We start from the raw sequence: 24,832 nt of genomic DNA, 5'->3' as shown, positions 1-24,832 counted from the left end.
GGCGGGCGATGTTCTCCGACGCCGTTTGCGCCGTGCTGGCCGGGGTGGTGGCGGTGGCCGTCCGGTTCGGGGAGGTGACCCCCTATGTCGCTCCCTACCTCGCGCTGAGCGCCGTGCTGCCGCCGCTCTGGACGGCGGCGATCACGGTCAACCGCGCCTACGAGCCGCGCATGCTGGGGGCGGGCACCGAGGAGTTCCGGCGGGTGGTGCAGTGCGGGCTGGCGCTGACCGCGGGGCTGGCCATCGGCGCGTACGTCACCAAGACCGAAATCGCCCGCGGCTACGTCGTGCTCGCGCTGCCGCTGATGACCACGCTCACCCTGGCGGCCAGGCAGGGACTGCGGCGCGGCCTGCACCGCAGGCGCGAGCGGGGCGACTGCATGCGCCGGGTGGTGGTGGCCGGTCACCCCGCGGGCGTGGCCGAGCTGGTGCGCAGGTTCCGGCTGGAGCCCGAGCACGGCATGCAGGTGGTGGCCGCCTGCCTGCCCGCCGCGGGCGGCCCGCGCGAGGTCGCCGGAGTGCCCGTGCTCGGCGACTTCACCGACGTGGCCCTGGTGGTCGGCCAGACCACCGCCGACACCGTGGCGGTGCTCGGCTGCCCCGAGATGGACGGCGTGGCGCTGAGCCGCCTCGCCTGGCGGCTGGAGCGCACCCGCACCGAACTGGTCGTGGCGCCCGCGCTGATGGAGGTGGCGGGCCCGCGTACGACCATCCGCCCGGCCGCCGGGCTGCCACTGCTCCACGTCGAGCACCCCGACCTGTCCGGCCCCCGCCAGCTGGTGAAGAACCTCTTCGACCGCACGGCCGCCGTCGTGCTGCTGGTCGCGCTCGCGCCCCTGCTGGCCGTGCTCGCCGTCGCGGTGCGCTCAAGCAGCCAGGGGCCCGCCCTGTTCCGGCAGACGCGGGTGGGGCGGGGCGGGGCCGAGTTCACCATCTACAAGTTCCGCACCATGGCACCCGACGCGGAGCTGCGCAAGGTCGAGCTGGTCAGCGACGTCGACGGGGTGCTGTTCAAGATCCGTGCCGATCCGCGGGTCACCCCGTTCGGGGCGTGGATGCGCCGCCGTTCGCTGGATGAGCTGCCGCAGCTCATCAACGTCCTGCTCGGGCACATGTCGCTGGTCGGCCCGCGTCCGCCGCTGCCGCAGGAGGTCGCCTGCTACGGCGACGACGTACGGCGGCGCCTGCTGGTCCGCCCTGGCCTGACCGGTCTGTGGCAGGTGAGCGGCCGGTCGGATCTGTCGTGGGAGGAATCTGTACGGTTGGACCTGCGTTACGTTGAAAACTGGTCCTTGATGTTGGACTTGCAGATCCTGTGGAAGACCTGGTCGGCTGTCGCCCGGGGAGCTGGAGCGTATTGATGACGATTAGGGACGACCACGCGCTGGCCGCTGATCTGGCCACCGAGGCCGGCGAGCGGCTGCTCGCCCTGCGGGCCGAGCGCGGCTTCGACGACCCCCGGGCGTTAAAGGACGCGGGCGACCAGAGTGCGCACCGCTTCCTGACCGAGGCGCTGGCCCGGCTACGGCCCTCCGACGCCATCCTGTCGGAGGAGGCCACCCGCGAGGAGCGGATGGACCCGCGGCGGCTCGCCGCCGACCGGGTCTGGATCGTCGACCCGCTCGACGGCACCCGCGAGTACGCCGAGGAGGGCCGGTCCGACTGGGCGGTCCACGTGGCGCTGTGGGAGCGCGGCGCGCTGGCCGCGGGCGCGGTGGCGCTGCCCGCCCAGGGCCGCACGCTGACCACCGCCGACCCGCCGGTGCTGCCCGCGGCCCGGCCCGGGGCGCGGATCAGGATCGCGGCCAGCCGGACCCGCCCGCCGGAGTTCGTGCAGAAGCTCGCGTACCTGGTCGGCGGCGATCTGGTGCCGATGGGCTCGGCCGGAGCCAAGATCTCCGCCGTGCTCACCGGCGAGGTCGAGGCATACGTCCACGCGGGCGGCCAGTACGAGTGGGATTCGGCCGCTCCCGCGGCCGTCGCGCTCGCCGCGGGCGCCCACGCGAGCCGGATCGACGGCTCGCCGCTCACCTACAACCAGGCCGACCCCTCACTACCAGATATTCTGGTTTCCCTACCGGACCTGGCGGGGACCTTGCTCGCCGGTATCCGGGACCTTCACCGCTGACCGAGCCGACCGGTTCCACCCCGGAGGAGAGACACCGATGTTGCAGGCCGACTACACAACGTCGCAACTCGACGTCCTTGAGGCCGAGGCGATCCACATCATGCGTGAGGTGGCCGCCGAGTTCGAACGTCCCTGTCTGCTCTTCTCCGGCGGAAAAGACTCGATCGTCATGCTGCGCATCGCGGAGAAGGCGTTCTGGCCCGCGCCGATCCCCTTCCCGCTGATGCACGTCGACACCGGGCACAACTTCTCCGAGGTGATCGACTTCCGCGACCGCCGGGTGGCCGAGCTGGGCGTGCGGCTGGTCGTCGCGAGCGTCCAGGCGTCCATCGACGCCGGGCGGGTGGTCGAGGAGACCGGCCGCCGGGCCTCCCGCAACCGGCTGCAGACCACCACGCTGCTGGACGCGATCGAGGAGCACGAGTTCGACGCCGTCTTCGGCGGGGCCCGCAGGGACGAGGAGAAGGCCCGCGCCAAGGAGCGCGTGTTCTCCTTCCGCGACGACTTCGGCCAGTGGGACCCGAAGAACCAGCGCCCCGAGCTGTGGAACCTCTACAACGCGCGCATCCGCAGGGGCGAGCACATCCGCGTCTTCCCGCTGTCCAACTGGACCGAGCTCGACGTCTGGGACTACATCCGCCGCGAGGACATCGAGATCCCGTCGATCTACTTCGCGCACACGCGCAAGGTGTTCGCCCGCGACGGGATGCTGCTCTCCGACGCCGACGTGGTCAACCGCGGTGACGACGAGCCGGTCTTCGAGACGACCGTGCGCTACCGTACGGTCGGTGACATGACCTGCACCGGCGCGGTCCAATCGGCCGCGTCCAGCGTCGAGGAGATCATCGCCGAGGTCGCCGCCACCCGGATCACCGAGCGCGGCGCGACCCGGGCCGACGACCGCACCTCCGAGGCCGCCATGGAAGACCGCAAGCGGGAAGGCTACTTCTGATCACATGGACATCCTGCGTTTCGCGACGGCGGGCTCGGTCGACGACGGCAAGTCGACGCTGATCGGGCGGCTGCTCTACGACTCCAAGGCGATCTTCGAGGACCAGCTGGAGGCGGTGGAGCGCACCAGCCGCGACCGTGGCACCGAGTACACCGACCTGTCCCTGCTCACCGACGGCCTGCGGGCCGAACGCGAGCAGGGCATCACGATCGACGTGGCCTACCGCTACTTCGCCACGCCGAAGCGGAAGTTCATCATCGCCGACACGCCCGGCCACATCCAGTACACCCGCAACATGGTGACCGGGGCCTCCACGGCCGACCTGGCGATCATCCTGATCGACGCCCGCAAGGGCGTCCTTGAACAGTCGCGGCGGCACGCCTTCCTGACCACCCTGCTCCGGGTGCCGCACCTGGTGCTCGCGGTCAACAAGATGGACCTGGTGGACTACTCCGAGGAGCGGTTCAACGAGATCCACGAGGAGTTCACGGCGTTCGCCAGCAAGCTCAATGTGGGCGATCTCACGTTCATCCCGATGTCGGCGCTGCACGGCGACAACGTGGTGTCGCGCTCGGAGAACATGCCCTGGTACAACGGCGGCTCCCTGCTCCATCACCTGGAGAACGTGCACATCGCCTCCGACCGCAACCTGGTCGACGTGCGCTTCCCGGTCCAGTACGTGATCCGCCCGCAGCGGGCCAACGACCACGACTTCCACGACTACCGGGGCTATGCGGGCCAGGTGGCGGGCGGCGTGCTCAAGCCCGGCGACGAGGTCATCCACCTGCCCAGCGGCCTCACGACGCGGATCGCCTCGATCGACACCTTCGACGGGGCGGTGGACGAGGCGTACCCGCCGATGTCGGTCACCCTCCGGCTGGAGGACGACATCGACATCTCGCGCGGCGACATGATCTGCCGGCCCAACAACCAGCCGAGCGCGGCGCAGGAGCTGGAGGCGATGGTCTGCTGGATGACCGACGCCACCAAGCTGACGCCGCGTACCAAGCTGAGCATCAAGCACACCACCCGCACGGCACGGGCCCTGGTCCGCGACCTGCACTACCGGCTCGACGTCAACACGCTGCACCGCGACGAGACGGCGCAGTCGCTGGGGCTCAACGAGATCGGGCGGGTGTCCCTGCGGGTCACCCAGCCACTGTTCGTGGACGACTACGCCCGTAATCGGATGACGGGCGGCTTCATCCTGGTGGACGAGTCCACCAACAGCACGGTGGGCGCGGGCATGGTGGTCGAAGCTCGCCCATGACCCTCCCGGGGGGCGCCCATGCGCCCCCCAAGGCCACACCCAACGGTCCCGGGAACCAGGAGCGGCCACGCCCCGCGCACCCTAAAGGCCTGGCCTTCGCTGCGCTCAGCCGTATCTTCAGTGTCGGGCTTCGCCCGACGCCCCCGCTGGTCGCCGTTGTCCCGGCTCTGTGGTGTGGCCGGTGGGTCTGTACGGCGTGCCCCCTGCTCGCCGCCACTTCGTGCTCAGTACGGTCCGGTGTCCGGCATTTCGCGTGTGTGGTGGCTGTTCGCCGTACCTGGCACCGGCTGAATCGGGCCCCGCCAGCCCAGAGCGACCCCTGCTGCTTCCTCGCCGGGCTTCGCCCGGCGTTCTGGTCTCCGACGGGCTGGGAACCGCCCTTCGGGAGGAGGGGGATGGCGTCCCGCCGAGTGGTGTAAATGGGAGCGTTCAAATCGGACATCGCGCAGGTCGGCCATGCCAGGCTGCGGGGAGGTTCCACCACTCCGCGGGACGCGGTCAGGAGGGGCCGCGCTCCAGGCGCCCTAAAGGCGTGGCCTTCGCTTCGCTCAGCCGCAGTTTCCACGTCGGGCTTCGCCTCCGGGGCGGTCGCCGTTGTTGTGGCCGGTGAGCCTGTACGGCATGCCCCCTGCTCGCCGCTGGTCTGTGCCTGGTACTGCTTTGGTGTCCGGCATTTCGCGTGTGTGGTGGCCGTTCGCCGTTCCTGGCACCGGCTGAATTGGGCCCCGCCAGCCTAGAGCGACCGCTGCTGCTTCCTCGCGGGGCTTCGCCCGGCGTGCTGGTCTCTGACGGGGCTGGGGCCGCCCTTCGGGGGTTGGCCGGGCTTTGCGCGTTCTAAGGGCGTGGTCTTCGCTTCGCTCAGCCGTGCCTTTCACGTCGGGCTTCGCCCGACACTCTCAGGCTGGTCGCCGTTGTCCCGGCCCTGTGGTGTGGTCGGTAAGTCTGTATGGCGTGCCCCCTGTTCGCCCCTCTCCGTGGTCAGTACTGCTCTGGTGTCCGGGGTTTCGCGTGGGTGGTGGTCGGTGCTGTACCTGGTGTCGGCGCTCGGACGCTCCGCCTCCGGGGGCCGGAGGCGGTGCTCTCACTGTCGGGGGGCCCGTTCCCGATGTGCTTCGGGCCTTCGTGGTGTGCGCGGGTGCTCAATCGTCCGCGGACTCCAGGGTCTGGCCGAGACCGTACTGTCCCGCGAGGGCGGCGTAGCGCATGGCGCGGGCCATGTGCCCTGGGAGGGGTGCGCGGGCGACCGCGGTGTTGACCAGGACGGCCGACGCCCCCAGTGACATGGCCTGCACGACGTGTTCGGGTGAGCCGATGCCGCCCTCGACGATGACCGGGATGTCCACCTCCTGGATCACCTCGGCGATGGCTCCCGGATCGCTGATTCCCCAGCCGGTGCCCACAGGCGCGGCCATCACCCGCAGCGCGCAGCAACCCAGCTCGGCCAGTTCGGCGGCCACCTCGGGGTCCGGCATGATGAACGGAAGCACCGCGAACCCATCGTCGAGCAGCTCGGCCGCGGCCTCCACGGTCTCGCCTTCGTGCGGCCGGTTGTCCGTGGGGCGGACGTCGAGCTTGACGATGTCGATGCCCAGCGTCGCGTGCAGCATGCGGGCGGTGCGCAGTGCCTCTGCCTTGCCCCGGGCGTACGAGGTCGTGCCGATCCAGGTGAAGTGGTCGAGGTCCAAGACGTCGTCCAGGTCGGTCAGCAGGACGCTGGGTTTGTCGTGCCTAAGGTCGTATGTGGTGATGAAGACATCGCAATCGCCCTCCCGTAGCACCTCGGCGATGAGGTGGACCGACGTGTACTGCTCGATGCCAAGGATCATGGGCGAACGGAATACACGGCCGCCGACTGTGAGCCATGGTGTGCCTGCGCCCTCGGCGGTTGATGCTCCGGCCGGCATAGCGCCGGAAAGTTGGCCGTTCATGTTTCCTCCTGGTAGGCGAGCTTTACATGCAGGTGATCGTGGCCGCATTAGGCGATTCGCTGCACGCCGGAGGACTTTCAGAGTTCGGTGGCCTTGCGATAAGCACCGCAGTGGTGCCCGGCTGAAGAGTCCGCGTTGAATGGCTTTATTGCCCTCCCTGCTCCGGTTACTATTCGCCAAAAAGGTGGCCAATGGGTAGGCCGTTTCTTGCTCGTTTCTTGCTCGTTTTCTGCTCGCTGCCGGAAGGGGGCGCGCCCGCACGTTCCCTATTGCTCAGCCGCCGGGCTTCCGCGCGTTCGTGTCCGGAACGGGCGGGGGGATCTTGAGTGCGCGGGCGCGGATGGCCGAGAGCATGACCCGTCGGACGAAGCCGCTGCCGAGCCGGATCAGCAGCCAGTACCGCAGGAACGCCTGCCGTGCCGCCGGGCTGGTGGCCTGGATGCGGGTCTCGGTGATGAGGCGGATGCGGCCGTCGCCGACATCCTCAAGGAGGAAGCTGAACGTGGCCTTGGCGAAGCCGGGACGGTCGAAGGCGAGGAAGTCGTCGGGACCGGTGACCGAAGAGACGTTCTCGGCCCGTCCCAGTCGCCACCACTGGCCGATCACACCGTCCACCACCTCGCGGCCCGGGTCCTCGGCGAGCGTGATGAAGTTCGGCAGATCGCGTTGCGCGTGGCCGTTGCGCAGGCGGGAGGCAAGGTCGCGGATGGCGAACAGCGGCCTGGCGAGGCGGATGTCCGTGGGGTTCGGGTGTTTGATCGCGTGCCAGATCTGATCGCGGGAGGCGGGGATCAGGATCGAGTGGCGTTCGGTGGCGTCGGGGAACGGCATGAGCCGGTCGGTGAGCGGGAGGTTGCCCGGCACAGGAGGCCTCCATACGGTTGCGTATATTCCAACTATACGGTGCCGTATATGAGGTGGCCTCGGCCGGGCGGGTCCTGTGGACCCGGGTCGTGCAGACGGGACAGGCGGCGGCGCGGCTCTGTGAGCGGATCGCGCCGCCGCCGCGCGTGGACCGGTCTGCGAGCAGAGCGGGACCGTGGACTGGGCGTCAGGGGGTGCGCAGGGCCTCGGGGTGGGCGGCGAAGTAGTCGGTGATCGGGGTGGGCTTGCGGCCGGTGAGGCGTTCGACGGCGTGGGTGGTGATGTCGAACCAGCCGTCGCGCTTGTAGGAGCCCAGGCCCGTCCAGCCCTGGACGTACATCTCGGGGAGTCCGCGGCCGGACAGGATCGTGGCCAGCTCGGCGTCGGAGACCTCCTCGTAGCGGACGGGGCGGCCGGTGACCTGGGCCAATGCGTCGGCCACGTCGGCGTCGCCCACCGCTTCGGGGCCGGTCACCTCCAGGAGCTGGCCTTCGCAGCCGCCCTCGGCCAGTACGGCGGCCGCCACGGCGGCGCTGTCGTCACGCGTGATGTGCCCGACGCGGCCGCCTCCCCCGTTGCCCGGCAGCACCCCGCCGGCGACGGCCATGGCCGGGATCCCGATGAGGTTCCACATTTCCGGCCACTGGTTGAAGCGCAGCGCAGTGAACGTCAGCCCCGACTCCGTCAGCAGCCGTTCGGTCTCCTGGTGGTTGCGGATGAGCGCCTGGGGCTGGCCGGGCTCGCCCGCCCTGGTGAACGACGTGTAGATCACATGGCCCACCCCGGCCTTGGCCGCCGCCTCGATGGCGTTGACGTGGCCGCGCGGGGCTCCGGTGAGGGAGCCGAGGCTGATCAGGAGCAGCCTCTCGGCGCCCTCGAAAGCGGCGCGCAGGCTGTCCGGGGCGTCGAAGTCGGCGTACCTGGTGGCCACCCCGAGGTCGGCGACGGCGTCGGGGGTGCGGGACAATGCGACCACGCGGGCGGCGTCCGCCCGCTGGAGCAGGTGCTCGACGGTGCGGCGTCCGAGCTGCCCGGATGCTCCACTGACCATGATCATAAAGGACCCTCCTGGAATCGACGTGCTCATCCAGATCTTTGGCCAGCAGGCGAAGGGCCGGAAAGAAGGAACATTCATGTCCACTGTCGCCATGACCGTCCCGGTCACGGTTTCCGATCACGAGGAGTGCCCCGCGACCGGCGTACTGCGCCGGGTGGGGGACAAGTGGAGCGTCGTGCTCCTTTCGGTGCTGTCGCGCGGCGCGCACGGGTTCAATGAGCTGGATCGGTCCGTGGAGGGTCTGAGCCGCCGGATGCTGACCCGCACGCTGCGCGCGCTCGAAGAGGAGGGGCTGGTCAGCCGCACGACCCAGCCGGGCGTGGCGCCGCGGGTGGACTACGCGCTCACCGAGCTCGGGCGTTCGTTCCTGGAGGCGGTCCGTGCGCTGTCCCTGTGGGCGGTCGCGCACCAGGACGATCTCGCGGCTGCCCGCGCCCGTGCGCGGTAGGGGCCTTCAGTACGGCATGCCCCCCACTCGCCGCCCACCGTGCGTGGCCGCGCCCCGCCGCCCGGGTTTCGCGGGTGCCGGGGCCGCTCGCCGTTCCAGCACCGGCTGACAAGGTTCGTCTCCACACCGTCGGCGCTGGGAGGAGCCGCAGGCCAAGGCGTGGAACGGCGTCCCTGGGAGCGGGCCCGGTGAGCCGGCACGGGACGCGTACCTGGAAAGACCGCCGTGGACCGGTGGCGACCCGGCGCCTGCTGCGCGCGTGCCGGGGCACCCGCCGATGAGGTACTTCAGGGGGCTGTGCGCGGGCCGTTCCCGAGCGGAACCGGCCCGGCTAGAGGATGGTGATCTTGGAGACCTTGTAAATCGTCCCCTTGATGTTGGGCGACGGGGCGTACTTGTGACTCCATCCCTGCCACTTGTCGAGGATCATCCCCTTGCTGCGCTGCCCCCGGTCGTCAATATATTCGATGGCCACCCTGTTGTTCCCGGAAGAGATGGTCCAGACATTGTAGTAGGCCACGTTGACCGTGCCGCGATTGGCGAAGCAGTGGGTGTCCAGCTTGTACTTTGCCACTTGGTTCTGGACGACCAGCCAGTCGTCCCTGGAGGGCTTCCCGCAAGTGACCTTGTCGATCGCGTACGCGGGGGAGGGGAGCGCCACCATGGCCGTCAGAGCGACGGCGCCGGCGACGAGGGCATGGCGAAGAAATGACTTCATTGGCCTTTTTCTCTTGGGAAGATCTGTACGGCCCGAGATGGTTCCGTGAGCCCATGCCCATACAACAGTCCACTTCGTGTTCAATGCCTGCCCACTATCTGCTCACCCTGATGCCGGCCAGCCTGGTGTACTCCTCGTGGGACGAAGTGAATTTCATGGTGCCCTTCGCCGGATCGGTGACCACGAAGTACAGCCAGCGACCCGAGGCCGGATGCAGTGCGGCCCTGATGGCGGCGGTGCCCGGACTGCCGATCGGCCCCGGCGGGAGGCCGAGGTGCTTGTAGGTGTTGTAGGGGGACGGGCTGATGATGTCCTCGCGCGTCGCACTGACGCCGTACTTGCCCAGCCCGTACAAGAGCGTGCTGTCCACCTGCAGCCGCATCTTCCGGTCCAGCCGGTTGTAGAGAACCCGGGCGATCTTCGGCATGTCCCCGGGCCGGAACGCCTCCGCCTGGACGATGCTGGCCACGGTCAGGATCTCCAGCGGCGTCCGGCCGGCGCGCCGGGCGCCCTCGGCCAGGGCGGTGTCCTCGGCGGCCCTCCGGTACCGGGCCACCATCGCCCCGAGGATCTCGCCCGGGGTCGCGGTGGGCGCGAACTCGTAGGTGCCGGGGAAGGCGAAGCCTTCGAGCCTCCCCCGGGCGTAGGAGGGCAGGCCGAGCGCGGCGGCGCCGTCCTTGGCGGCCCGCTCGAAATCCGCCACCGGCCTGCCGGTGCGCGACGACAGCGCCTCGAAGACCCGGGCGAGCCGTGTTCCCTCCGGGACGGTCACGGTGATGGCGTTCCGCTGCACGGCGACATCGAGGGGGACCCGCGACGACGACAGCCCGTGCAGTACGGCCGTGGACCCGACCGCCAGCGCGGTGACGGCGCCCGCCGCCACCAGCGCCAGACCACGGCCCTGGAACCAGCGGGGACGGCCCTGGAGGAACCGGCCCGGGGCGGGCGGGGGCTCTTCTCCGGCCATGTCGGCGAGGGTGTCACGCAGCAGGTTCTCGATGTTCATCTGAACTCCCTCACGGTGGTCAGCTCAGGCGCCGTCTTCTTCAGGCGTTCCAGCGAGCGGTAGATCTGGCTGCGTACCGACCCCACCCTGACGCCCAGCAGCCGCGCGATCTCGGTCTCGGACAGATCCTCGAAGTAGCGCAGCACGAGCATGGTCCGCTGCCGGGGGGTGAGCCGGGCGAGGGCCGCGCGCATCACCAGACGCAGGTCGGCGGCGTCGGCGTGGCCGTCGCCGGTCTGGTCGGGCGGGCGGCCGGTGGACACCTCCGCGACGCGCGAACGCCGCCGCCACCAGCTCACCTGCTCGTGGTACATGACCCGGCGGACGTAGCCCTCGATGGCGCCCGGGTCGCGCAGACCCCGCCACTTCGCGGCGGTCTTGGTCAGGGCCGACTGCACCAGATCCTCGGCGGCGTGCCGGTCGCCGGTCAGCAGGTACGCGGTGCGGAACAACGCCCCCGACCGGTCGATGACGAACTGCCGGAAGTCCGCCTCAAATCCTGGATCCACCCGTCCTCCTTGCGATGTTCACAGGCAAGGACGCGGACGGCACGCCGATCTATGCCGACCCGGGCGAGGATCCTCGAACCCGGTCAGACGGGCTGGATCCGGGCGCGCAGCAGGCAGAACTCGTTGCCCTCGGGGTCGGCCAGGACGTGCCAGCTCTCGGCGCCGGTCTGGCCGACGTCGGCGCGGCGCGCGCCGAGCGCGAGCAGCCGCGCAAGCTCGGCGTCCTGGTCGCGGTCGGTGGCGTTGACGTCGATGTGCAGCCGGAGCTTCTTCGGCCGCGGGTCGCTGGTGGGGCTGAGGACCAGTACGGGCAGGGGGCCGCCGAAGCCGACGCCGGGCGGTCCGATCCCGATGCTCCCGTCGTCCTCCCGGCCGATCTCGACGTAGCCGAGGACCTCGCTCCAGAACGTGGCGAGCCGTTCCGGGTCGGCGGCGTCGATGACCAGCTCACTGATGCGGCATGCCATGTCCGTCAGTGTAGGCAGACAGCGGACATAAAGTGGCTTTCATGTTCCGTGATGATGATCTCGCGCTGCTCGCGCGTCCGCTCTATGCCTTCCTGACCGTCGCGCCCAGTGGCGAACGCTGGCCCGCGCCGCGCCCGGTGTGGTTCGAGGTGGCCGACGACGGTGACCTGCAGATGTTCTCGGTACAGGGGGCGCCCAAGCTCGCCCGGCTCCGGGAACAGGCCCGCGCATCCGTCGTCGTCGCGGCTCCCCCCGGCGAACCCGAGCACTGGGTGTCGGTGGAGGGCTCGGTCACCCTGCACGACGAGGGCGGCGCCGACCTCGCCGCCCGCCTGGCCCAGCGCTACTGGGACATGGGCAACCCGAACTACCAGAAGATCCTCGACGACTGGCGTGCCGGTGGTGTGGTGCGGATCGTCCTGCGCCCGGAGGCGGTCAGCCGCTTCCCCGCCTGAACGGCGGCTTCGGCTTGCGGGGCGGGGGCAGGGTGACGACCTTGCGCAGGTGGGTGCCGGTCGTCTGCATGATCTCGGCGAGCTGGCCCACCTGTTCCTCGGTGAGCGCGTCGAGCAGGCCCGCCCGGACCGTGCCGACGTGCCCCGGGGTCGTGCGTTCGAGGACGGCGCGGCCCTCGGGGGTCAGGCCCATCAGGACCTTGCGCTCGTCGTCGGGGTCGGTCTCGCGGCGGAGCAGGCCCGCCTTCTCCAACTGGGCGATCTGGTAGCTGAGGCCGCTGCGTGAGGTGACCATCATGGTGGCCAGTTCGGTGATGCACAGGGACGTGGCCGGGTGCTCCCGCACCCGGTGCAGGATCTCGTACTGGACCTGGGTGACCCCGCCGTCCTCGCGCAGCCGGCCCTCGACCAGGCGGTGGAGCAGGTCGTAGGTCTCCAGCAGGCCGTTCCAGGCGCGCGTTTCGGTCTCGGTCAGCCGGGGAGATCCGCTCATGGTGCTCAGCCTACCGATTGCGTCGAATTCGAAACAGGCGTAGCATCCCGCTCGTTGCGTCGAATTCGACGCAGTCAACGGCGAGGGAGACGAGATGCAGGAAACCGGGTTAACCGGGCGGGTGGCTCTGCTGACCGGGGCCTCCGGCGGGATCGGGATGGCGCTCGGACGTCGGCTGATCGCCGCGGGGGTCACGACGGCGTTCACGTACGCGAGCCACGCGGACGAGGCCGGCACGCTGGTGAAGGAGGCCAAGGAGGCGGGCCTTTCCGCCATCGCCGTCCAGGCCGACCTCGCCGACCCGGCGGCGCCGGCCGCGCTGGTCGAGACGGTCGTCGGGGCGCTCGGGCCGATCGACGTCCTGATCCCCAACGCGGGGCTCGGCGAGCCGTGCCACTACGCCGACGTGGACCTCGCGATGTGGGACCGCAGCTTCGCGGTCAACCTGCGCGCGCCGTTCCTGCTCGCCCAGGCGGTGCTGCCGGGGATGGCCGAGCGCGGCTTCGGGCGGGTGCTGTTCACCTCGTCGCTGGCGGCCTTCACCGGCGGGATCGTGGGCCCCCACTACGCCGCCGCCAAGGCGGGCCTGCACGCGCTCGCGCACCACCTCGCCTCCCGGGTCGCGGCGGCCGGGGTGACGGTGAACGTACTGGCCCCGGCCATGATCGAGGACACCCGCATGCTGCCCCCGGCGGCCGACCGCAGCCTGCTCCCGGTCGGCCGGTTCGGCCGCCCGGAGGAGGTCGCCGACCTCGCCATGGCCATGCTCGGCAACGGCTACCTCACCAGCCAGGTCATCGGCCTGGACGGCGGGGCGTATCCGCGCTGATCCCCCCGCCCAGTTCCAGCGCCTCCTCCAGGGTCACCGCGCAGGCCACCATGTCGGCCGGATCGGGCGCCCGCCAGGACTCCCGGCCGCGCAACGCGGCCAGGAAGGCCGTGGTGGCGTGCCCGGCCGACGGCGGGGGCAGGCGCTCCACCCGCCGGGTCCCGCCGACGTGGGCGGCCACTTCGCCGTCGCGCACGATCACCGTTCCGCGCGTGCCGTGCAGGCGGACCAGCAGGCCGCCGGGGCGGGTGGTCCAGTCGGCGTGGACGGTGACGGGCACGCCGTCCCAGTCCAGCAGGGCCGTCCCGCCGATGTTCACGGCGTACTCGGGACGGTGGCGCAGTACCGCGCCCCGCACCGCGATCTCCGCCCCCGGACGCAGCCAGCGCAGCAGGTCCACCAGGTGAACGCCCAGGTCGGCGAACGCACCCCCGGGCCCGGCCCGGCGCGGATCGAGCATCCAGGCGGCGGAATCGGCGGTCAGCGTGCCGTCCAGGAGACCGGCGTGGGAGAAGGACAGGTCCGCCGCGACCGGTTCGCCGAGGTCGCCGTCCGCCAGCAGCCGCGCGGCCCGGCGCAGCGACGGCGCGCAGCGCAGGAACATCGCGGTGGTGACCGGGGCCCGCGCGCGGCAGGCCAGGGCCGCCAGCGCGGCCGTCTCGGCGGCACCGGCGGCCAGCGGCTTCTCCACCAGCGCGGGCAGCCCCGCCGCGACGGCCCGGCGGAGCAGGTCGCGGTGCCCGGCCGTGGTGGAACAGATGATCACGGCGTCCGCGTGCTCCAGTACCGCGACCGGTTCGGCGTCGTCGTCGGCGGCCACGGCGGCGAGGTGGTCGGGGAGGTGGACATGGGCCGTGCCCAGGACCGCGACGCGGGTCCTGGGCAGGCTGGTCCACGATTGTGGGCGCGAGGTCACCGGACCTCGGCCATCGCTTCCGGCGCGTTCAGCTCGGCGTGCCGGCCGAAGACGCGGTCGCAGTAGACCAGGGGGGCCTGGTCGCCCACGTGCGCCTCCTCGACCCGGCCGACGAGGATGGTGTGATCGCCGCCGTCGAGCAACTGGTGCATGGAACACGCCACCCGCGCGGCGGCCTCGGAGATGCCGGGCAGGCCGAGTTCGGCGGGCTCGGTGTCGCCGGCCGCGAACCTGTCGATGCCGGAGGTGGCGAAACGCACCGCCACCCCGGACTGCTCCTTGGCCAGGATATTGATCATGAAGTGCCGGGCGGAGGCGAACGCGGCGTGCGTGCTCGCCTGTTTGTCCAGGCAGATCAGTACCAGCGGGGGCTGTAAGGAGAGCGAGATGAAGGAACTCGCGGTGAAGCCCCAGCGGCGTCCCGACCGGTCGATGGTGGTGGCCACCGTCACGGGCCCGGGCACCCGGGACATCGCGCTGGTGAACTCCTCAACGTCTATGGTCATGTCGGCTTCCAGAGTCTCGGGGATGGAAACGATCAGGGCGGCACGGCGCGGCCGGGCCGCCCGGGCGGCCGGGGGCGCGCTGTCCTGCCCCGCCCCCGAATCCGTGATCGCGCGACCCGTCAGGCGGGCTGCTTCCGGAAGTCCACGATCGTCTTCAGGCCGGTCGTCGATCGGTAGTTGCCGAAGATGTCCACGAGACCGTCGTAGTCATCGAAGCTGTGCACGGTGGACAGCAGGCGCCTGCCGTCCACGATGCCCGACACGAGCATCTGCACGGCCGACTGGATGACGTTGGCCGTCTTGTGCATGGGGAACGCGCTGACGTCGAACGGCGAGGCGCTGATGTTGATGCCCTTGGCCAGCATCAGCCAGGTGTCGAACCGCTGCATCTCCTGCGACGCGCCGTAGAGGACGTATCTGCCCTTGGGCTTCATCTTGCGCATGGCGACCCGGCGCGGGTCCTTCTCCTCGTCCTCGACGTGGACGGTGGGCAGGCAGTCGAAGACGTAGTCGAAGGTGTTCTCCGGCACCTCCTCGATCAGCTCGTCCGGCAGGTAGGCGCGGTCGGAGAAGTGCTCGACGGCGTGCTCGTTGCGGCGCGGGTTGGCGTCCACGGAGACGACCGAGGTGGGGGCGAGCAGCCGCTTGATGACGCTGCCGGCGATGATGCCGATCGGGCCGGTGCCCAGGACCAGCACCTTGTCGCCGATCTGGGGCGGGTTGCCGAGGATCGAGCGCAGCGCGCCCGTGGTGGGCTCGATGAAGGACGCCTGAAGGTCGTCCAGGGCGTCCGGCACCTTGACCGCGGCCGCGCGGTTGTCGTCGAAGAAGTTGCGGTCGGCCCAGAAGACGTCCTTCTTGACCTCGCCGGAGAAGATCGGCCGCACCGTCCGGTACTCGGCGAAGCCCCCGAAGTCGGTCTGGCCCCAGTACACGACCCGGTCACCTAACCGGATATCGGGGTTGTCGAACTCGGGACCTATCTCCACGACCTTGCCGAGGTACTCGTGGCCCAGGATGATCGGATATTCGGAGGGGAAAAGATGACCCTCATAGAAAGAGATGTCGGTCGAGCAGATCGAGACGCACAGCGTTTGCATCAGAAGGCCGTCGGCCGGCACGTCCGGCCGGGGAAGCTCGGCCAGGATGGTCTTGCGCGGAGCGATGAGCTGAACTGCCTTCATGGTGTGCACGAAAGGTTCCTGCCTTCCTCGAGTGGTGTGCTGGTGACGTGGGAAGCGCGGGCCGCGGACACCCCTATCGGCGCATCCGCAGCTCGCCGCCGAGCAGGTACTGGCCCACCATCTCGATGTTGGTGTGGGACAGCGTGATGTGCTTGGCCGCCGAATGGATGTCACGGAAGTGGCGTTCGAGCAGGTTGCCCGCGTAGACCGAGCTGGTTCCTGCGAGTTTGAACAGGATGTCCACCGCCGCCGTGGTGTTCTCCGCGACGGTCGCGGCGCTGAGCCGGACCAGCGCGCTCAGCGGGTCGCCGCCCTTCTGGCCGTGCTCGGTGGCGTGCCAGGCGGCGTCGGCCAGCATCAGCCGGGCCGAGCGGACCAGGATCTCGGCCCGCGCCACCCGCTCCTGGACGACGTGCCCGGCGTCCAGCGTCTTGGTGGAGGCGGCGGCGACCTTGGAGCGGGACAGGTCCTTGAAGGCGGTGAGCGCGCCCGCGGCCGTGCCGAGCACGGTGGAGGCCGAGCCGAACAGGCCGAAGTCGTAGTAGCTGATCGCGTAGCCGCGCGCGGGGCGCTCGGGCGGCGGCAGGTACATCGCCGCGCCCTCGACCGTGTGGTCCTCGGCCACGAAGGTCTCGCCGATCTCGTAGTGGTGGCTGCCGGTGCCGCGCAGGCCCAGGGAGTGCCAGGTGTCCTGCATGCGCACCTCGGACTTGGGCACGAACGCGTGGCGGATCTCCGGCCCGGCCGCGGTCATCCGCGGCTTGCCGCCGTCGGTGACCACGGCCGCGCACACCAGCCAGTCGGCGTGCGCGGAACCGCTGGCGAAGGCCCAGGTGCCGCTGAGCCTGTATCCGCCGGGCACCGCCTCGGCGCGGCCCGTGGGGTTGACCGAGCCGACCACCAGGCCGGAACTCTCCGCGAAGAGCTTGTGCGCGGTGGCCTCCGGCAGGTAGTCCGACAGCCTGCCGATCGCGCCCTGCACGCCCATCTGCCAGGCCACCGAGGGGTCGATGGCGGCCAGGGCCTGAAGTACGCGAGAGCCGGTGTCCAGGGTGACCTGCGAGCCGCCGAAATCGCGGGACACCAGCATCCGGTGGATTCCGGCGTCGCGCAGCGCGTCGAACACCGGCTGCACGGAATGGCGCCGGCGTTCCGACTCGTCCCGGTGCTCTTCGATCACCGGCGCGATTTCGGCGACCTTCTGCAGCCATTGATCGGCTTCCCCGGAGAGCGGGACCTCATCGATCAGGGCGGGGTGGTGAGACGGTTCTTTCATCTGCCCCTCTTTCATCTGCTGCCTCCTCGATCTCGGGGGAAACAGTAAAGGACCGTACGTATGTGCAACAACATACGTACAGTCCTTTGAACATCGGGTACCGCGCGGCGTTGGGCGCGTTATGGGGAGAAAGCACGAGGTCGAGCCGCCCGCTGGTGTTCGGGGCGACCCGACCTCTGCCGGCCGTTCGTCAGTATGAGATCTCCGGCACATTGGCCACCGGGTCGTACGCGCCCTCGGCCCCGCCGTCCTTGGTCACCTCGTCCGCGAATTCCTGCCAGACGCGAATGCACTGGCGGGCCGCCGCCAGAATCGTGTCCTTGGAGTGCGGCGGAATGCTGGCGATTATCTGATCGCGATGCATCGAGGCCAGCAACCGGTTGTCCAGCATGCGCAGCAGCATCCGGCCCGTCTTGGTGAAGCGCAGCGAGGGGTCCCGGCACAGCAGCGCGAGCGCGTCCCTGCAGACGCGGTGCTCGGGGTCGGCGCGCCTTCTGCCATCGGACTCACCCCGGCCGCCCGCCGTGACCGGCGCGCGCGCCGGGCCGTCGCCGCCGGCCCGGGAGGCGACCTTCACATGGCCGCCGCGCTGCCCGGACGGCACCGGGTCCTCATGGCGGGCCAGCCGGTTGCGCACGTCGCGCGCGGTGCCGGTGGAGACGCCGGCCGCGGAGGCTATCATGCGCAGCGACGCCTGCGGGTGCCTTTGGATGTATTCGGCGGCCCGCCTGCGTCCGGCCGCCGCGTCGACCGGCCGGACCCGCCCGTCCAGGCCCAGCCGGGTGTGCGAGTGCGGAATTTCTTCAGATGCACGTTTCCTGATTTCGGCGACGGTCTTCATGGACAGCCCGGCAGCCGCCGCCACCGCGCGGTCGGACCAGTCGGGATGGCTGATCAGGATGCGCTTGGCGGCCACCGACCGCTCCTTGGCCGACAGGTGCAGGCCGTGCCTGACGTTGGTGCGTACCGCGACCACGAAGGCGTCCTCGTCGCTGCCCTCGAAGAAGCGGACGTTGACCTCGGTGCGCCCCGTCAGGACGGCGGCCCGCAGCCGGTGCATGCCGTCGATCACCCGCATCGTGGACCGGTGCACGATGATCGGCGGCAGCGGGTCGGCCGCCATCAGCCTGCGGATGTGCTGCACGTCCATCTCGCCCAGGCGGGGCGAGTCGGCCGAACGCAGCACGCCCACCGGCACCATGACGACCCCCGTCAACCGTGGTGTGCCTCCACATGCCAGTTCATCACCATCCCCCGTCGATGTTCCAGTGGTTTCCGCAAGGGCTCTGACAGGCATCACTGCTTCCCCTCTGCTGTGGCCCGCGTGCCTGAAACTGGATGACGACCCAGATGACTCGGAGGACGGCCGGGGTGACGGCCGTCCGGCGGCTACACGCCGCTCATCCGTGACATCGTGAGCAATTCGGCATGACCCCGTTCGCCGGATGCGCGGGCGAGCGCGCCGTCGTCGCCGGAGAGCAGGTTCCGGTAGACGTACGCGGCCGAGACCATGGTCATGTGGTGGTGCCAGCCCGGGAAGGAGCGGCCCGCGAAGTCGAGGACGCCGAAGTCCGTCTCCAGGTCCTTCATCACCGCCTCGGCACGTGCGGCGTGCCGGTCGAGGGCGAGTACGGCTTCCGCGGCCTGGTCCAGGATGCTGGTGATCCAGTATCGGCGGGTCCGGTGGTCGCCCCGCCACCACTGCGTGAGCAGCCGGTACGTCTGCGGCGCGCCGGGCAGCCGCACCGCTCTGGCGGCGATGGCCGGCCCCCGCGGGCCCTCCGCCGCCTGCGGTGGCTCCTGCCGCCACACCTCGCTCACCGTGGTGGGCCGCACGGCTGTCGCCCGTCCCGCCGCCCGTCCCGTCGCCCGGAGCGGGCCTGCGGCGGCCAGCACCGGGTGCGCGGCGCGTACTTCGATGACGAAGTCGATCCCGCGCGCGCTGAGTTCGTCGGCCAGCCTGCTGATGTCCATCCCGACACGCAGGTCCGCCACCAGCGGCGGCGTCGGCCCGGGCCGCCGGGCCCGCATGTGGTCGGCGAGTTCCAGTACGTGCATGCACAGCGGCAGGGCGGAGACGTGCCCGGGGATGCGGGCCCGCCGCCTGCGCTGCTCGTCGCCGCTCCAGGCCGGGTCCAGGAACAGGTGCCAGTCGACCGGCATGGCCTGCTCCTCGGAGGACAGGAACATGCCCACCGCCACCTGGCAGTTCAGCGTTCGGCCCGCGTGCGGGACGAAACGGCGGTGCACGCCCACGGAGTGCTCGCCCCGCTTGGGGATGCTCAGGATCCCGGCGGCCCACGCGGTCACCGGCATGGTCGCGCCGATCGACCTGCCCAGCGCCTCCCTCGCCGGGGTCCAGTCCCACGGGCTGGAGTTGATGAACTGCTGCAGGCCATGGGAGGCGTTCAGGCCGGTGGCGGCGGCCCGGGCCATGTGCTGCAACGATTTCTTGCCCGGCACGTTGAGCAGCCCTCTCAGGTACGTGCGGGCCCATCGGCGCTGGTCGCTGCGCGGAAGGTAGCCGAAGACCTCCTCGATGAAGTCAGAGACAGAAATTCGCCTTATGGGCGCAAGGTCGACGCCCAGCCCCCACGGTTTCTTACTCTCCCCGTTCGGCATTTACGGACATCCGTTTCGGTTAAGTCGCGCGTCAACATCACAAAACTACCTACGCGAATGTTTCTTTGGACCATATGTCAGCATTTGTCATGACGACTTTTGGACTTCGGCCCCTCAGCAGGGGGAACGCGGCCTGCGGGCGCGTGCTGGAACGATACGAATGCGGCACAAAGCCCGATATCCGAACGTGATTCGACAACCGAACGCAGTTCTGCCGCGTCTTGTCGAGGAGGCGGCGAAATGTGTGCATAGCGCAGTCAAAGAGGCCGTCCACCGAATGCGGGGATGCGCTGCGCCGATGCGTTTCCGGGTCCAGAGCCAGACCCAGACTCTGGCTCTGGCTCGCCGGATCACCGTTGATCCGCGGCCCGGGAGAACTGCCGGTATCACCGGGATCTGTCGGGGTGTGCCGGTTCAGAGGGTGCGTGGCCGGCCACGGTCACGCCTGTGCCTGCCGCACCCTGGAGGGTGTTGTGCTCATGCGCCCGCCGGTGCGCGGGCGGGCTTCGGTACGTCCGACCGCGCCGCGCTCGTGACCGGGAGCGCGGCGCGGCGATCGGACGACGTTCGCCGGACACCCCGGACCGGGGGTCCGGCGGGTGTCACGAGTGGACCGCGGACGCGGGTGCCGGGTTCGCGGCGGCGGCCACCGCGGTCTTCCTGGGCAGGGTCAGGCTGACCAGCGCGCCGATGAGCATGCCCGCCGCCGTCAGCAGTACGGCGAGCGAACCGCCGTCGGCGACCGCGGCCCGCAGCGCGGCCCCCGTCTGGCCGGTCACGGCCGCGTTGGCGACCGCGATCAGCACGGCGAGGCCGATCGCGTTGCCCAGGTTGAGCGAGGTGGAGGCCAGGCCGTTGGCCACGCCCTGCTCCTCGCCCGCCACGCCGGTGGCGGCGGCGATCCACATGCCCGTCCACACCACGCCCTGGCCGAGGCTCAGTACGACGATGCCGGGCACGGTGGCCGCGAAGCCCGCCTGGTCGTCGAACGCGAGGGCGAAGGCGATCGTGCCCGCCACCCCCACCACGAAGCCGCCGAGCAGCGTCGCCCGGGTGCCGATCCGGCCGACCAGCCGTTCGCCGAGCTGGGTCCCGGTCGCGATGGCCACCGAGGGCACGAGGAAGGCCAGGCCGGTCTCCAGCGCGCTGAACTGGAACACGTTCTGGAGCAGCATGGTCATGAAGTACGGCAGAGCGCCGAACGTCCCCATGTACAGACCGGTGACACTGACGCCGACGACCAGGCTGCGATTACGGAACAACCGGAACGGCATGAGCGGGTCCCGGCTGCGCGACTCGATGATGGCGAACAGCGCCAGCAGGACGACGGCCGCCGCCCCGGCGGCGAGGATGGCCGGCTGGGTCCAGCCGACCTCGGGGCCCTGCACCAGTACGAAGACCAGCAGCGTGGCGCCCGCCGTGACGGTCAGCGCGCCGGGCAGGTCGAAGCGCCGCCGCTCGGTCGCGCGCTGGTCGCGCGGTACGACGGCGAGCGCCGCGATGGCGCAGATCCCGGCCAGCGGGACGTTCACGAAGAACACCGCGGGCCAGCCGAAACTCTGGGTCAGCACGCCGCCGAGCAGGGAGCCCACGGTGAGCCCGCTCGCGCCCGCGCCGCCCCACACGGCTAAGGCGCGGTTGCGCTTCGGGCCCTCCTCGAAGAGCGTGCCGATCAGCGAGAGGGTCGAGGGCAGCAGCAGCGCGCCGCCGATGCCCTGGATCGCCCGCGCCGCGATGATCACCGCCGGGCTGGTGGCCAGCCCGCCGGCCAGCGACGACAATGCGTAAATGGTGAGGGCGAGCACGAAGATCCGCCGCCTGCCGAGCAGGTCGGCGGCGCGCCCGCCGAGGAGCAGGAACCCTCCGGCGAAGACGACGTAGGCACTGACCACCCACTGCAGGGTCTGGTCGGAAAAGCCCAGGTCGGCCCCGATGTCAGGGAGGGCGACGTAGACGATGAAGATGTCCAGGGAGAAGATCAACTGGGCCAGCGCGAACAGCGCCAGGCTCCAGCCGAGCCGGCCGTCGGCGGGCCGCCGGGCCGATGGGGCGAGTGGTGTGGACATGAGCGCGGCATTCCTTCGGGGTCTCTCGACACGATACGACTGTACGTGAACTTACGTATCACAAGTCATCTGTGTTTGGTATGAAAGTTCGCAGAGGGAAGTACAATCGACCTAGGTTGGAAGGATGAGTGCCCTGCACCCCACGCGCGACCAGATCCGCCTCGAAAACGTGCTGACCGCCCTCGGTAACCCCATGCGGCTGGCCGTGGTCCGCGTGCTCCTCGACAGTGGCGAGATGCCCTGCGGCGCGATCTTGGACAACGTCTCCAAATCCACGATGACCCACCACTGGCGCGTACTGCGCGACGCCGGGGTGATCTGGCAGCGCCCCGCCGGCAGGGAGAACCTCCTCTCCCTCCGCCGCGAAGACCTCGACGCCCGCTATCCCGGCCTGCTCGACGCGGTGCTCAACGGGGTTCTGGTCGACTCGGCCGCGCTGCGGGAAGCATGATCGGCGCGAGCATGTCCCACAGCCGCCGCACGCGTTCGGCGGCCATGTGGCCGTTCTGCCGCGCGGTGGTGTGATGGACGCCGATCAGCAGCCCGAGCAGCAGAATGCCCAGTAGCTCCGGGTCCTGGCCGGCGTCGATGCCGCCGCCACGCTGCGCGTCGCGGATCAGACCCGTCAGGGTGTCCAGCAGATTGGACTGAACGGTCGGGGGCCGCCCCTGCGCGTGCGCCTCGTCCCAGGTGAGGCGCAGTCCCGCGGTGAAGCACGCGTCGGACCCGAGTATCTCGATCAGCCCCAGCGTCAGGTCGCGCAGCGCGGCCAGCGGCGGGCGGGACGGGTCGGCGGCCTGGCGCAGCAGTTCGTCCCAGGTGCGCTGGAACTTCTCCGTCAGCGCGGTGGCCAGATGCGACTTGGACGGGAAGTGGGCGTACAGCGCGCCCTTGGAGAGGGAGGTGTGCGCCACGATGTCGTACAGGTTGGTCGCGGCATAGCCGCGGGCGGCGAACTCCTCGGCGGCGGCCTCCAGGATGGCCTTACGGGACCGGCTCGACCTCTCCTGCTGTTTCATGCTGAGCCCTTTCGCTGAGATCTGGTCGGATACGGTCCTGTGCGGCTGTGGCGGGCGCGGGGGCGGCGGCAGAAGCCTTGTGCGCGATTCCCTGCGCTGCGAACAATAATTTCCGATCTGCATTATTTGCAAGCCTGGTTACCGCTTACCTGTGCAATTGTCAGTAGGGCGGGCGGTGGGCGCGGAACGGCTTGTTCAAGGCTCTCACCTGCATTTATCCGGTGTGGTGCGGGGTGCTGGGCGGGTGCGGGCGGGTGTACGCCGGTGCCTGGGGCGATTGGCATATGCGCTGGTGGCGGCCGGTTCGTAAGCCGACTTGGCAAAGTCGCAGCGAGGTCCCGCCGACCGGGACTCTGCCGGAGACGGTGCCTGTTGCGCGAATTATGACGCGACTTCGCACATACAGCTCGTTGGGTGTCAATGTGTTCCCGGTGTCTCTTGGCGGCAATGTCTTCGGCTGGTCGGCGAGCCCGGCCGAGTCGTTCAGGGTGCTCGATGCCTACACCGCCGCGGGCGGAAACTTCATCGATACCGCCGACAGTTACTCGGCCTGGGCGCCCGGCAACGAGGGCGGCGAGTCGGAGCGCATCATCGGCGACTGGCTCGCGTCCCGCCGCAACCGTGCGGACGTCGTCATCGCCACCAAGGTCAGCGCCCATCCCCAACACCGCGGACTGGCCCCGGCCACCATCGCGGCCGCCGCCGAGGACTCACTGCGCCGCCTGCGCACCGACCACATCGACCTCTACTACACGCACTTCGACGACCTGTCGGTGCCGGTCGAGGACATCATCGCGGCCCTCGACCGCCTGGTCACCCAGGGCAAGGTCCGTGCCATCGCGGCCTCCAACATCACCCCCGAACGCCTGGAGGCGTCCCTGGCCTTCTCCGCCCGCGAGGGATGTGCCCGGTATGTCGCCTTGCAGCCGCACTACAACCTGATGGAGCGCGAGTTCTACGAGACGTCCCTGCGGCCCATCGCCCTACGGCACGACCTGGCGGTCTTTCCCTACTTCTCGCTGGCGGCGGGGTTCCTGACGGGCAAGTACCGGCCCGGCGAGCCCATCGACAGCGTGCGCGAACCCCGCGTCACCAAGTACCTGGGCACCGAACGCGGCCACCGCGTCCTCGCCACCATCGACCAGATCGCCGCCACCCGCGCCACTTACCCGGCCACCATCGCCCTCGCCTGGCTCCTCGCCCAACCCTCCATCACCGCCCCCCTCGCCAGCGCCCGCACCCTCGCCCAACTCCCCCCGATCCTCGCCGCCGCCGACTTCGACCTGAAGGACGACGAACTCACCGCCCTCTCCGAGGCATCCACCTGACCCGAGCGAGCGGTATCCGGGCAGCGGTGAATCTTGCGGGGATCGAGTCCCGGCTGTATGCCGGGACCTGCGCAAGCGCGGCTTCGCCGCCGACGTGTCCACGGTGTCCAGGCGACGGTGGATCTCGTGGATACCGAGCCCTGGGCGAGCGCCAGAACCTGCGCAAGCGCCGATCTCCCCGCCCCTTCCTGAAGCGGCAGTACCCGCGTTCGCACAGGCCCGGCACGCCCTACCGGTGTCGGGGCCGGCGTTGCGGCCGGTACGGCATGCCTCCTGCTCGCCGCCCGCCGCTGTGACCTGGGCTCCGGTGTCCGGGTTTCGCGGGAGGAAGTGATCGCGCGTCGTTCGAGCACCGGCTGACAGCCGGGGGTATCGCAGGTTGGAGCGGTGGGCGAGTTCGTTCTGTGCAGGCTCCGATTCGCCTCCGGGTCATGTCCCGCAACGTCCACCCCGCCTTGACACGCCGCTGCGGCGACCGGTGTCGTGGCTGGTACAGCATGCATTCCGCTGGCCGTGCGCTGTTGTGGCCTGGGCTCAGGTGTTGTCCGTGGCCATGTAAAAGTCCCCACAGGTGGCCAGTTCAAGGCCACCACAGGTGGCCGGTTCAGGTCCCCACTTCGTCTTCGCGCTGGTTGGTGTGTCGCGCGGCGATGTGTGCCCTGAGCGGTGATCGTGACGGTGTCAGCCAGTCACGAGATCACCGCTCAGGGGGTCTGCCCGGCCATGAAGTCTTCGGGGGAAATCATGGACATCATCGCCGCCTACCAGGAGGTAGGCACCTATCGCGGAGC

Annotated in this window: 25 protein-coding genes; 9 read left to right on the top strand and 16 right to left on the bottom strand. The window is 70.0% G+C overall.

All coding sequences use genetic code 11. The features are described 5' to 3' along the window. The first annotated feature begins 8 nt into the window (after positions 1-8). From DP939_RS27455 to cysN, 4 genes are read left to right on the top strand one after another with little or no spacing between them, the layout of a single operon-like run. Positions 9-1,361: a sugar transferase gene (locus DP939_RS27455; protein WP_225878543.1), complete on the top strand. Its 1,353-nt coding sequence runs from the start codon at positions 9-11 to the stop codon at positions 1,359-1,361. Beyond that, positions 1,361-2,128 (top strand): inositol monophosphatase family protein, encoded by a 768-nt coding sequence (locus tag DP939_RS27450; protein ID WP_113983675.1) that lies wholly within the window; start codon positions 1,361-1,363, stop codon positions 2,126-2,128. The genes DP939_RS27455 and DP939_RS27450 overlap by 1 nt, the downstream gene beginning before the upstream one ends. Before the next feature lie 37 nt (positions 2,129-2,165). Beyond that, positions 2,166-3,080: a sulfate adenylyltransferase subunit CysD gene (cysD, locus tag DP939_RS27445; RefSeq protein WP_113983674.1), complete on the top strand. Its 915-nt coding sequence runs from the start codon at positions 2,166-2,168 to the stop codon at positions 3,078-3,080. 4 nt (positions 3,081-3,084) lie between these two features. Further along, positions 3,085-4,350: a sulfate adenylyltransferase subunit CysN gene (cysN, locus tag DP939_RS27440; protein WP_113983673.1), complete on the top strand. Its 1,266-nt coding sequence runs from the start codon at positions 3,085-3,087 to the stop codon at positions 4,348-4,350. 1,139 nt (positions 4,351-5,489) lie between these two features. Here the strand turns inward: cysN and DP939_RS27435 are convergent. The 3 genes from DP939_RS27435 to DP939_RS27425 form a co-directional block, all read right to left on the bottom strand. Next, positions 5,490-6,254, bottom strand: a complete 765-nt coding sequence (locus tag DP939_RS27435; protein WP_113983672.1) for a HisA/HisF-related TIM barrel protein — start codon at positions 6,252-6,254, stop codon at positions 5,490-5,492. Between the two features lie 297 nt (positions 6,255-6,551). After that, positions 6,552-7,142 carry a hypothetical protein gene (locus DP939_RS27430; RefSeq protein WP_113983671.1) on the bottom strand — a complete coding sequence of 197 codons (591 nt, stop codon included), beginning with the start codon at positions 7,140-7,142 and terminating at the stop codon, positions 6,552-6,554. A 187-nt stretch (positions 7,143-7,329) separates the two neighbouring features. Next, a complete protein-coding gene (locus tag DP939_RS27425; protein WP_113983670.1) occupies positions 7,330-8,199 on the bottom strand; it encodes an NAD(P)H-binding protein in 870 nt (289 codons plus the stop codon). A 76-nt stretch (positions 8,200-8,275) separates the two neighbouring features. On the opposite strand from DP939_RS27425, the gene DP939_RS27420 reads away from it, so the two are divergent. Further along, positions 8,276-8,647, top strand: coding sequence for a winged helix-turn-helix transcriptional regulator (locus tag DP939_RS27420; protein WP_113983669.1), 372 nt, complete (start codon positions 8,276-8,278; stop codon positions 8,645-8,647). A gap of 331 nt (positions 8,648-8,978) precedes the next feature. Here DP939_RS27420 and DP939_RS27415 read toward each other — a convergent pair whose 3' ends face one another. The 4 genes from DP939_RS27415 to DP939_RS27400 all read right to left on the bottom strand — a co-directional run bounded on the left by DP939_RS27415 (position 8,979) and on the right by DP939_RS27400 (position 11,347). Next, the gene (locus DP939_RS27415; protein WP_113983668.1) at positions 8,979-9,365 is read right to left on the bottom strand and encodes a beta/gamma crystallin domain-containing protein; all 387 of its coding nucleotides are present in this window, start codon (positions 9,363-9,365) and stop codon (positions 8,979-8,981) included. Positions 9,366-9,459: 94 nt separating this feature from the next. Further along, complete coding sequence (gene mltG / locus DP939_RS27410) at positions 9,460-10,371, bottom strand: endolytic transglycosylase MltG (RefSeq protein WP_113983667.1); 912 nt, start codon at positions 10,369-10,371, stop codon at positions 9,460-9,462. Then, positions 10,368-10,880, bottom strand: coding sequence for a SigE family RNA polymerase sigma factor (locus DP939_RS27405; RefSeq protein ID WP_113983666.1), 513 nt, complete (start codon positions 10,878-10,880; stop codon positions 10,368-10,370). The genes mltG and DP939_RS27405 overlap by 4 nt, the downstream gene beginning before the upstream one ends. An 83-nt stretch (positions 10,881-10,963) precedes the next feature. Further along, on the bottom strand, positions 10,964-11,347 hold the full coding sequence (locus DP939_RS27400) for a VOC family protein (protein WP_113983665.1): 384 nt from the start codon (positions 11,345-11,347) through the stop codon (positions 10,964-10,966). 41 nt (positions 11,348-11,388) lie between these two features. On the opposite strand from DP939_RS27400, the gene DP939_RS27395 reads away from it, so the two are divergent. Continuing rightward, a complete protein-coding gene (locus tag DP939_RS27395) occupies positions 11,389-11,802 on the top strand; it encodes a pyridoxamine 5'-phosphate oxidase family protein (protein ID WP_113983664.1) in 414 nt (137 codons plus the stop codon). On the opposite strand, the gene DP939_RS27390 is transcribed toward DP939_RS27395, so the two are convergent. Next, the gene (locus DP939_RS27390; RefSeq protein ID WP_113983663.1) at positions 11,783-12,295 is read right to left on the bottom strand and encodes a MarR family winged helix-turn-helix transcriptional regulator; all 513 of its coding nucleotides are present in this window, start codon (positions 12,293-12,295) and stop codon (positions 11,783-11,785) included. The two genes, DP939_RS27395 and DP939_RS27390, sit on opposite strands and share 20 nt — an antisense overlap. A 94-nt stretch (positions 12,296-12,389) precedes the next feature. Here DP939_RS27390 and DP939_RS27385 point away from each other — a divergent pair, with 94 nt between their 5' ends. Beyond that, positions 12,390-13,124, top strand: a complete 735-nt coding sequence (locus tag DP939_RS27385; RefSeq protein WP_113983662.1) for an SDR family NAD(P)-dependent oxidoreductase — start codon at positions 12,390-12,392, stop codon at positions 13,122-13,124. On the opposite strand, the gene DP939_RS27380 is transcribed toward DP939_RS27385, so the two are convergent. From DP939_RS27380 to DP939_RS27350, 7 genes are all read right to left on the bottom strand, one after another. After that, on the bottom strand, positions 13,090-14,040 hold the full coding sequence (locus DP939_RS27380) for a Gfo/Idh/MocA family protein (RefSeq protein WP_158578704.1): 951 nt from the start codon (positions 14,038-14,040) through the stop codon (positions 13,090-13,092). The genes DP939_RS27385 and DP939_RS27380 overlap by 35 nt on opposite strands. Beyond that, positions 14,037-14,546, bottom strand: a complete 510-nt coding sequence (locus tag DP939_RS27375; RefSeq protein ID WP_113983660.1) for a flavin reductase family protein — start codon at positions 14,544-14,546, stop codon at positions 14,037-14,039. The genes DP939_RS27380 and DP939_RS27375 overlap by 4 nt, the downstream gene beginning before the upstream one ends. Positions 14,547-14,665: 119 nt before the next feature. Further along, a complete protein-coding gene (locus tag DP939_RS27370) occupies positions 14,666-15,730 on the bottom strand; it encodes a zinc-dependent alcohol dehydrogenase (protein WP_199565443.1) in 1,065 nt (354 codons plus the stop codon). 73 nt (positions 15,731-15,803) lie between these two features. After that, complete coding sequence (locus DP939_RS27365; protein ID WP_113983658.1) at positions 15,804-17,006, bottom strand: acyl-CoA dehydrogenase family protein; 1,203 nt, start codon at positions 17,004-17,006, stop codon at positions 15,804-15,806. Positions 17,007-17,196: 190 nt separating this feature from the next. Then, positions 17,197-18,222: a ParB/RepB/Spo0J family partition protein gene (locus tag DP939_RS27360; RefSeq protein ID WP_158578703.1), complete on the bottom strand. Its 1,026-nt coding sequence runs from the start codon at positions 18,220-18,222 to the stop codon at positions 17,197-17,199. 173 nt (positions 18,223-18,395) lie between these two features. Continuing rightward, positions 18,396-19,628 (bottom strand): IS701 family transposase, encoded by a 1,233-nt coding sequence (locus DP939_RS27355; RefSeq protein ID WP_113983656.1) that lies wholly within the window; start codon positions 19,626-19,628, stop codon positions 18,396-18,398. A 602-nt stretch (positions 19,629-20,230) separates the two neighbouring features. Continuing rightward, positions 20,231-21,694, bottom strand: coding sequence for an MFS transporter (locus tag DP939_RS27350; protein WP_199565442.1), 1,464 nt, complete (start codon positions 21,692-21,694; stop codon positions 20,231-20,233). 124 nt (positions 21,695-21,818) lie between these two features. On the opposite strand from DP939_RS27350, the gene DP939_RS27345 reads away from it, so the two are divergent. Further along, positions 21,819-22,145, top strand: a complete 327-nt coding sequence (locus DP939_RS27345; protein ID WP_113983655.1) for an ArsR/SmtB family transcription factor — start codon at positions 21,819-21,821, stop codon at positions 22,143-22,145. On the opposite strand, the gene DP939_RS27340 is transcribed toward DP939_RS27345, so the two are convergent. Beyond that, on the bottom strand, positions 22,102-22,713 hold the full coding sequence (locus DP939_RS27340; protein ID WP_158578702.1) for a TetR/AcrR family transcriptional regulator: 612 nt from the start codon (positions 22,711-22,713) through the stop codon (positions 22,102-22,104). The two genes, DP939_RS27345 and DP939_RS27340, sit on opposite strands and share 44 nt — an antisense overlap. Positions 22,714-23,144: 431 nt before the next feature. Between DP939_RS27340 and DP939_RS27335 the strand changes: the two genes are divergently transcribed. Further along, positions 23,145-24,041 (top strand): aldo/keto reductase, encoded by an 897-nt coding sequence (locus DP939_RS27335; protein ID WP_225878532.1) that lies wholly within the window; start codon positions 23,145-23,147, stop codon positions 24,039-24,041. Positions 24,042-24,832: the final 791 nt, after the last annotated feature.

This window comes from Spongiactinospora rosea (assembly GCF_003315795.1).
GTDB lineage: Bacteria > Actinomycetota > Actinomycetes > Streptosporangiales > Streptosporangiaceae > Spongiactinospora > Spongiactinospora rosea.
The sequence above is the reverse complement of the archived record's forward strand: the minus strand, read 5'-3'. Positions and strand labels throughout refer to the sequence as shown.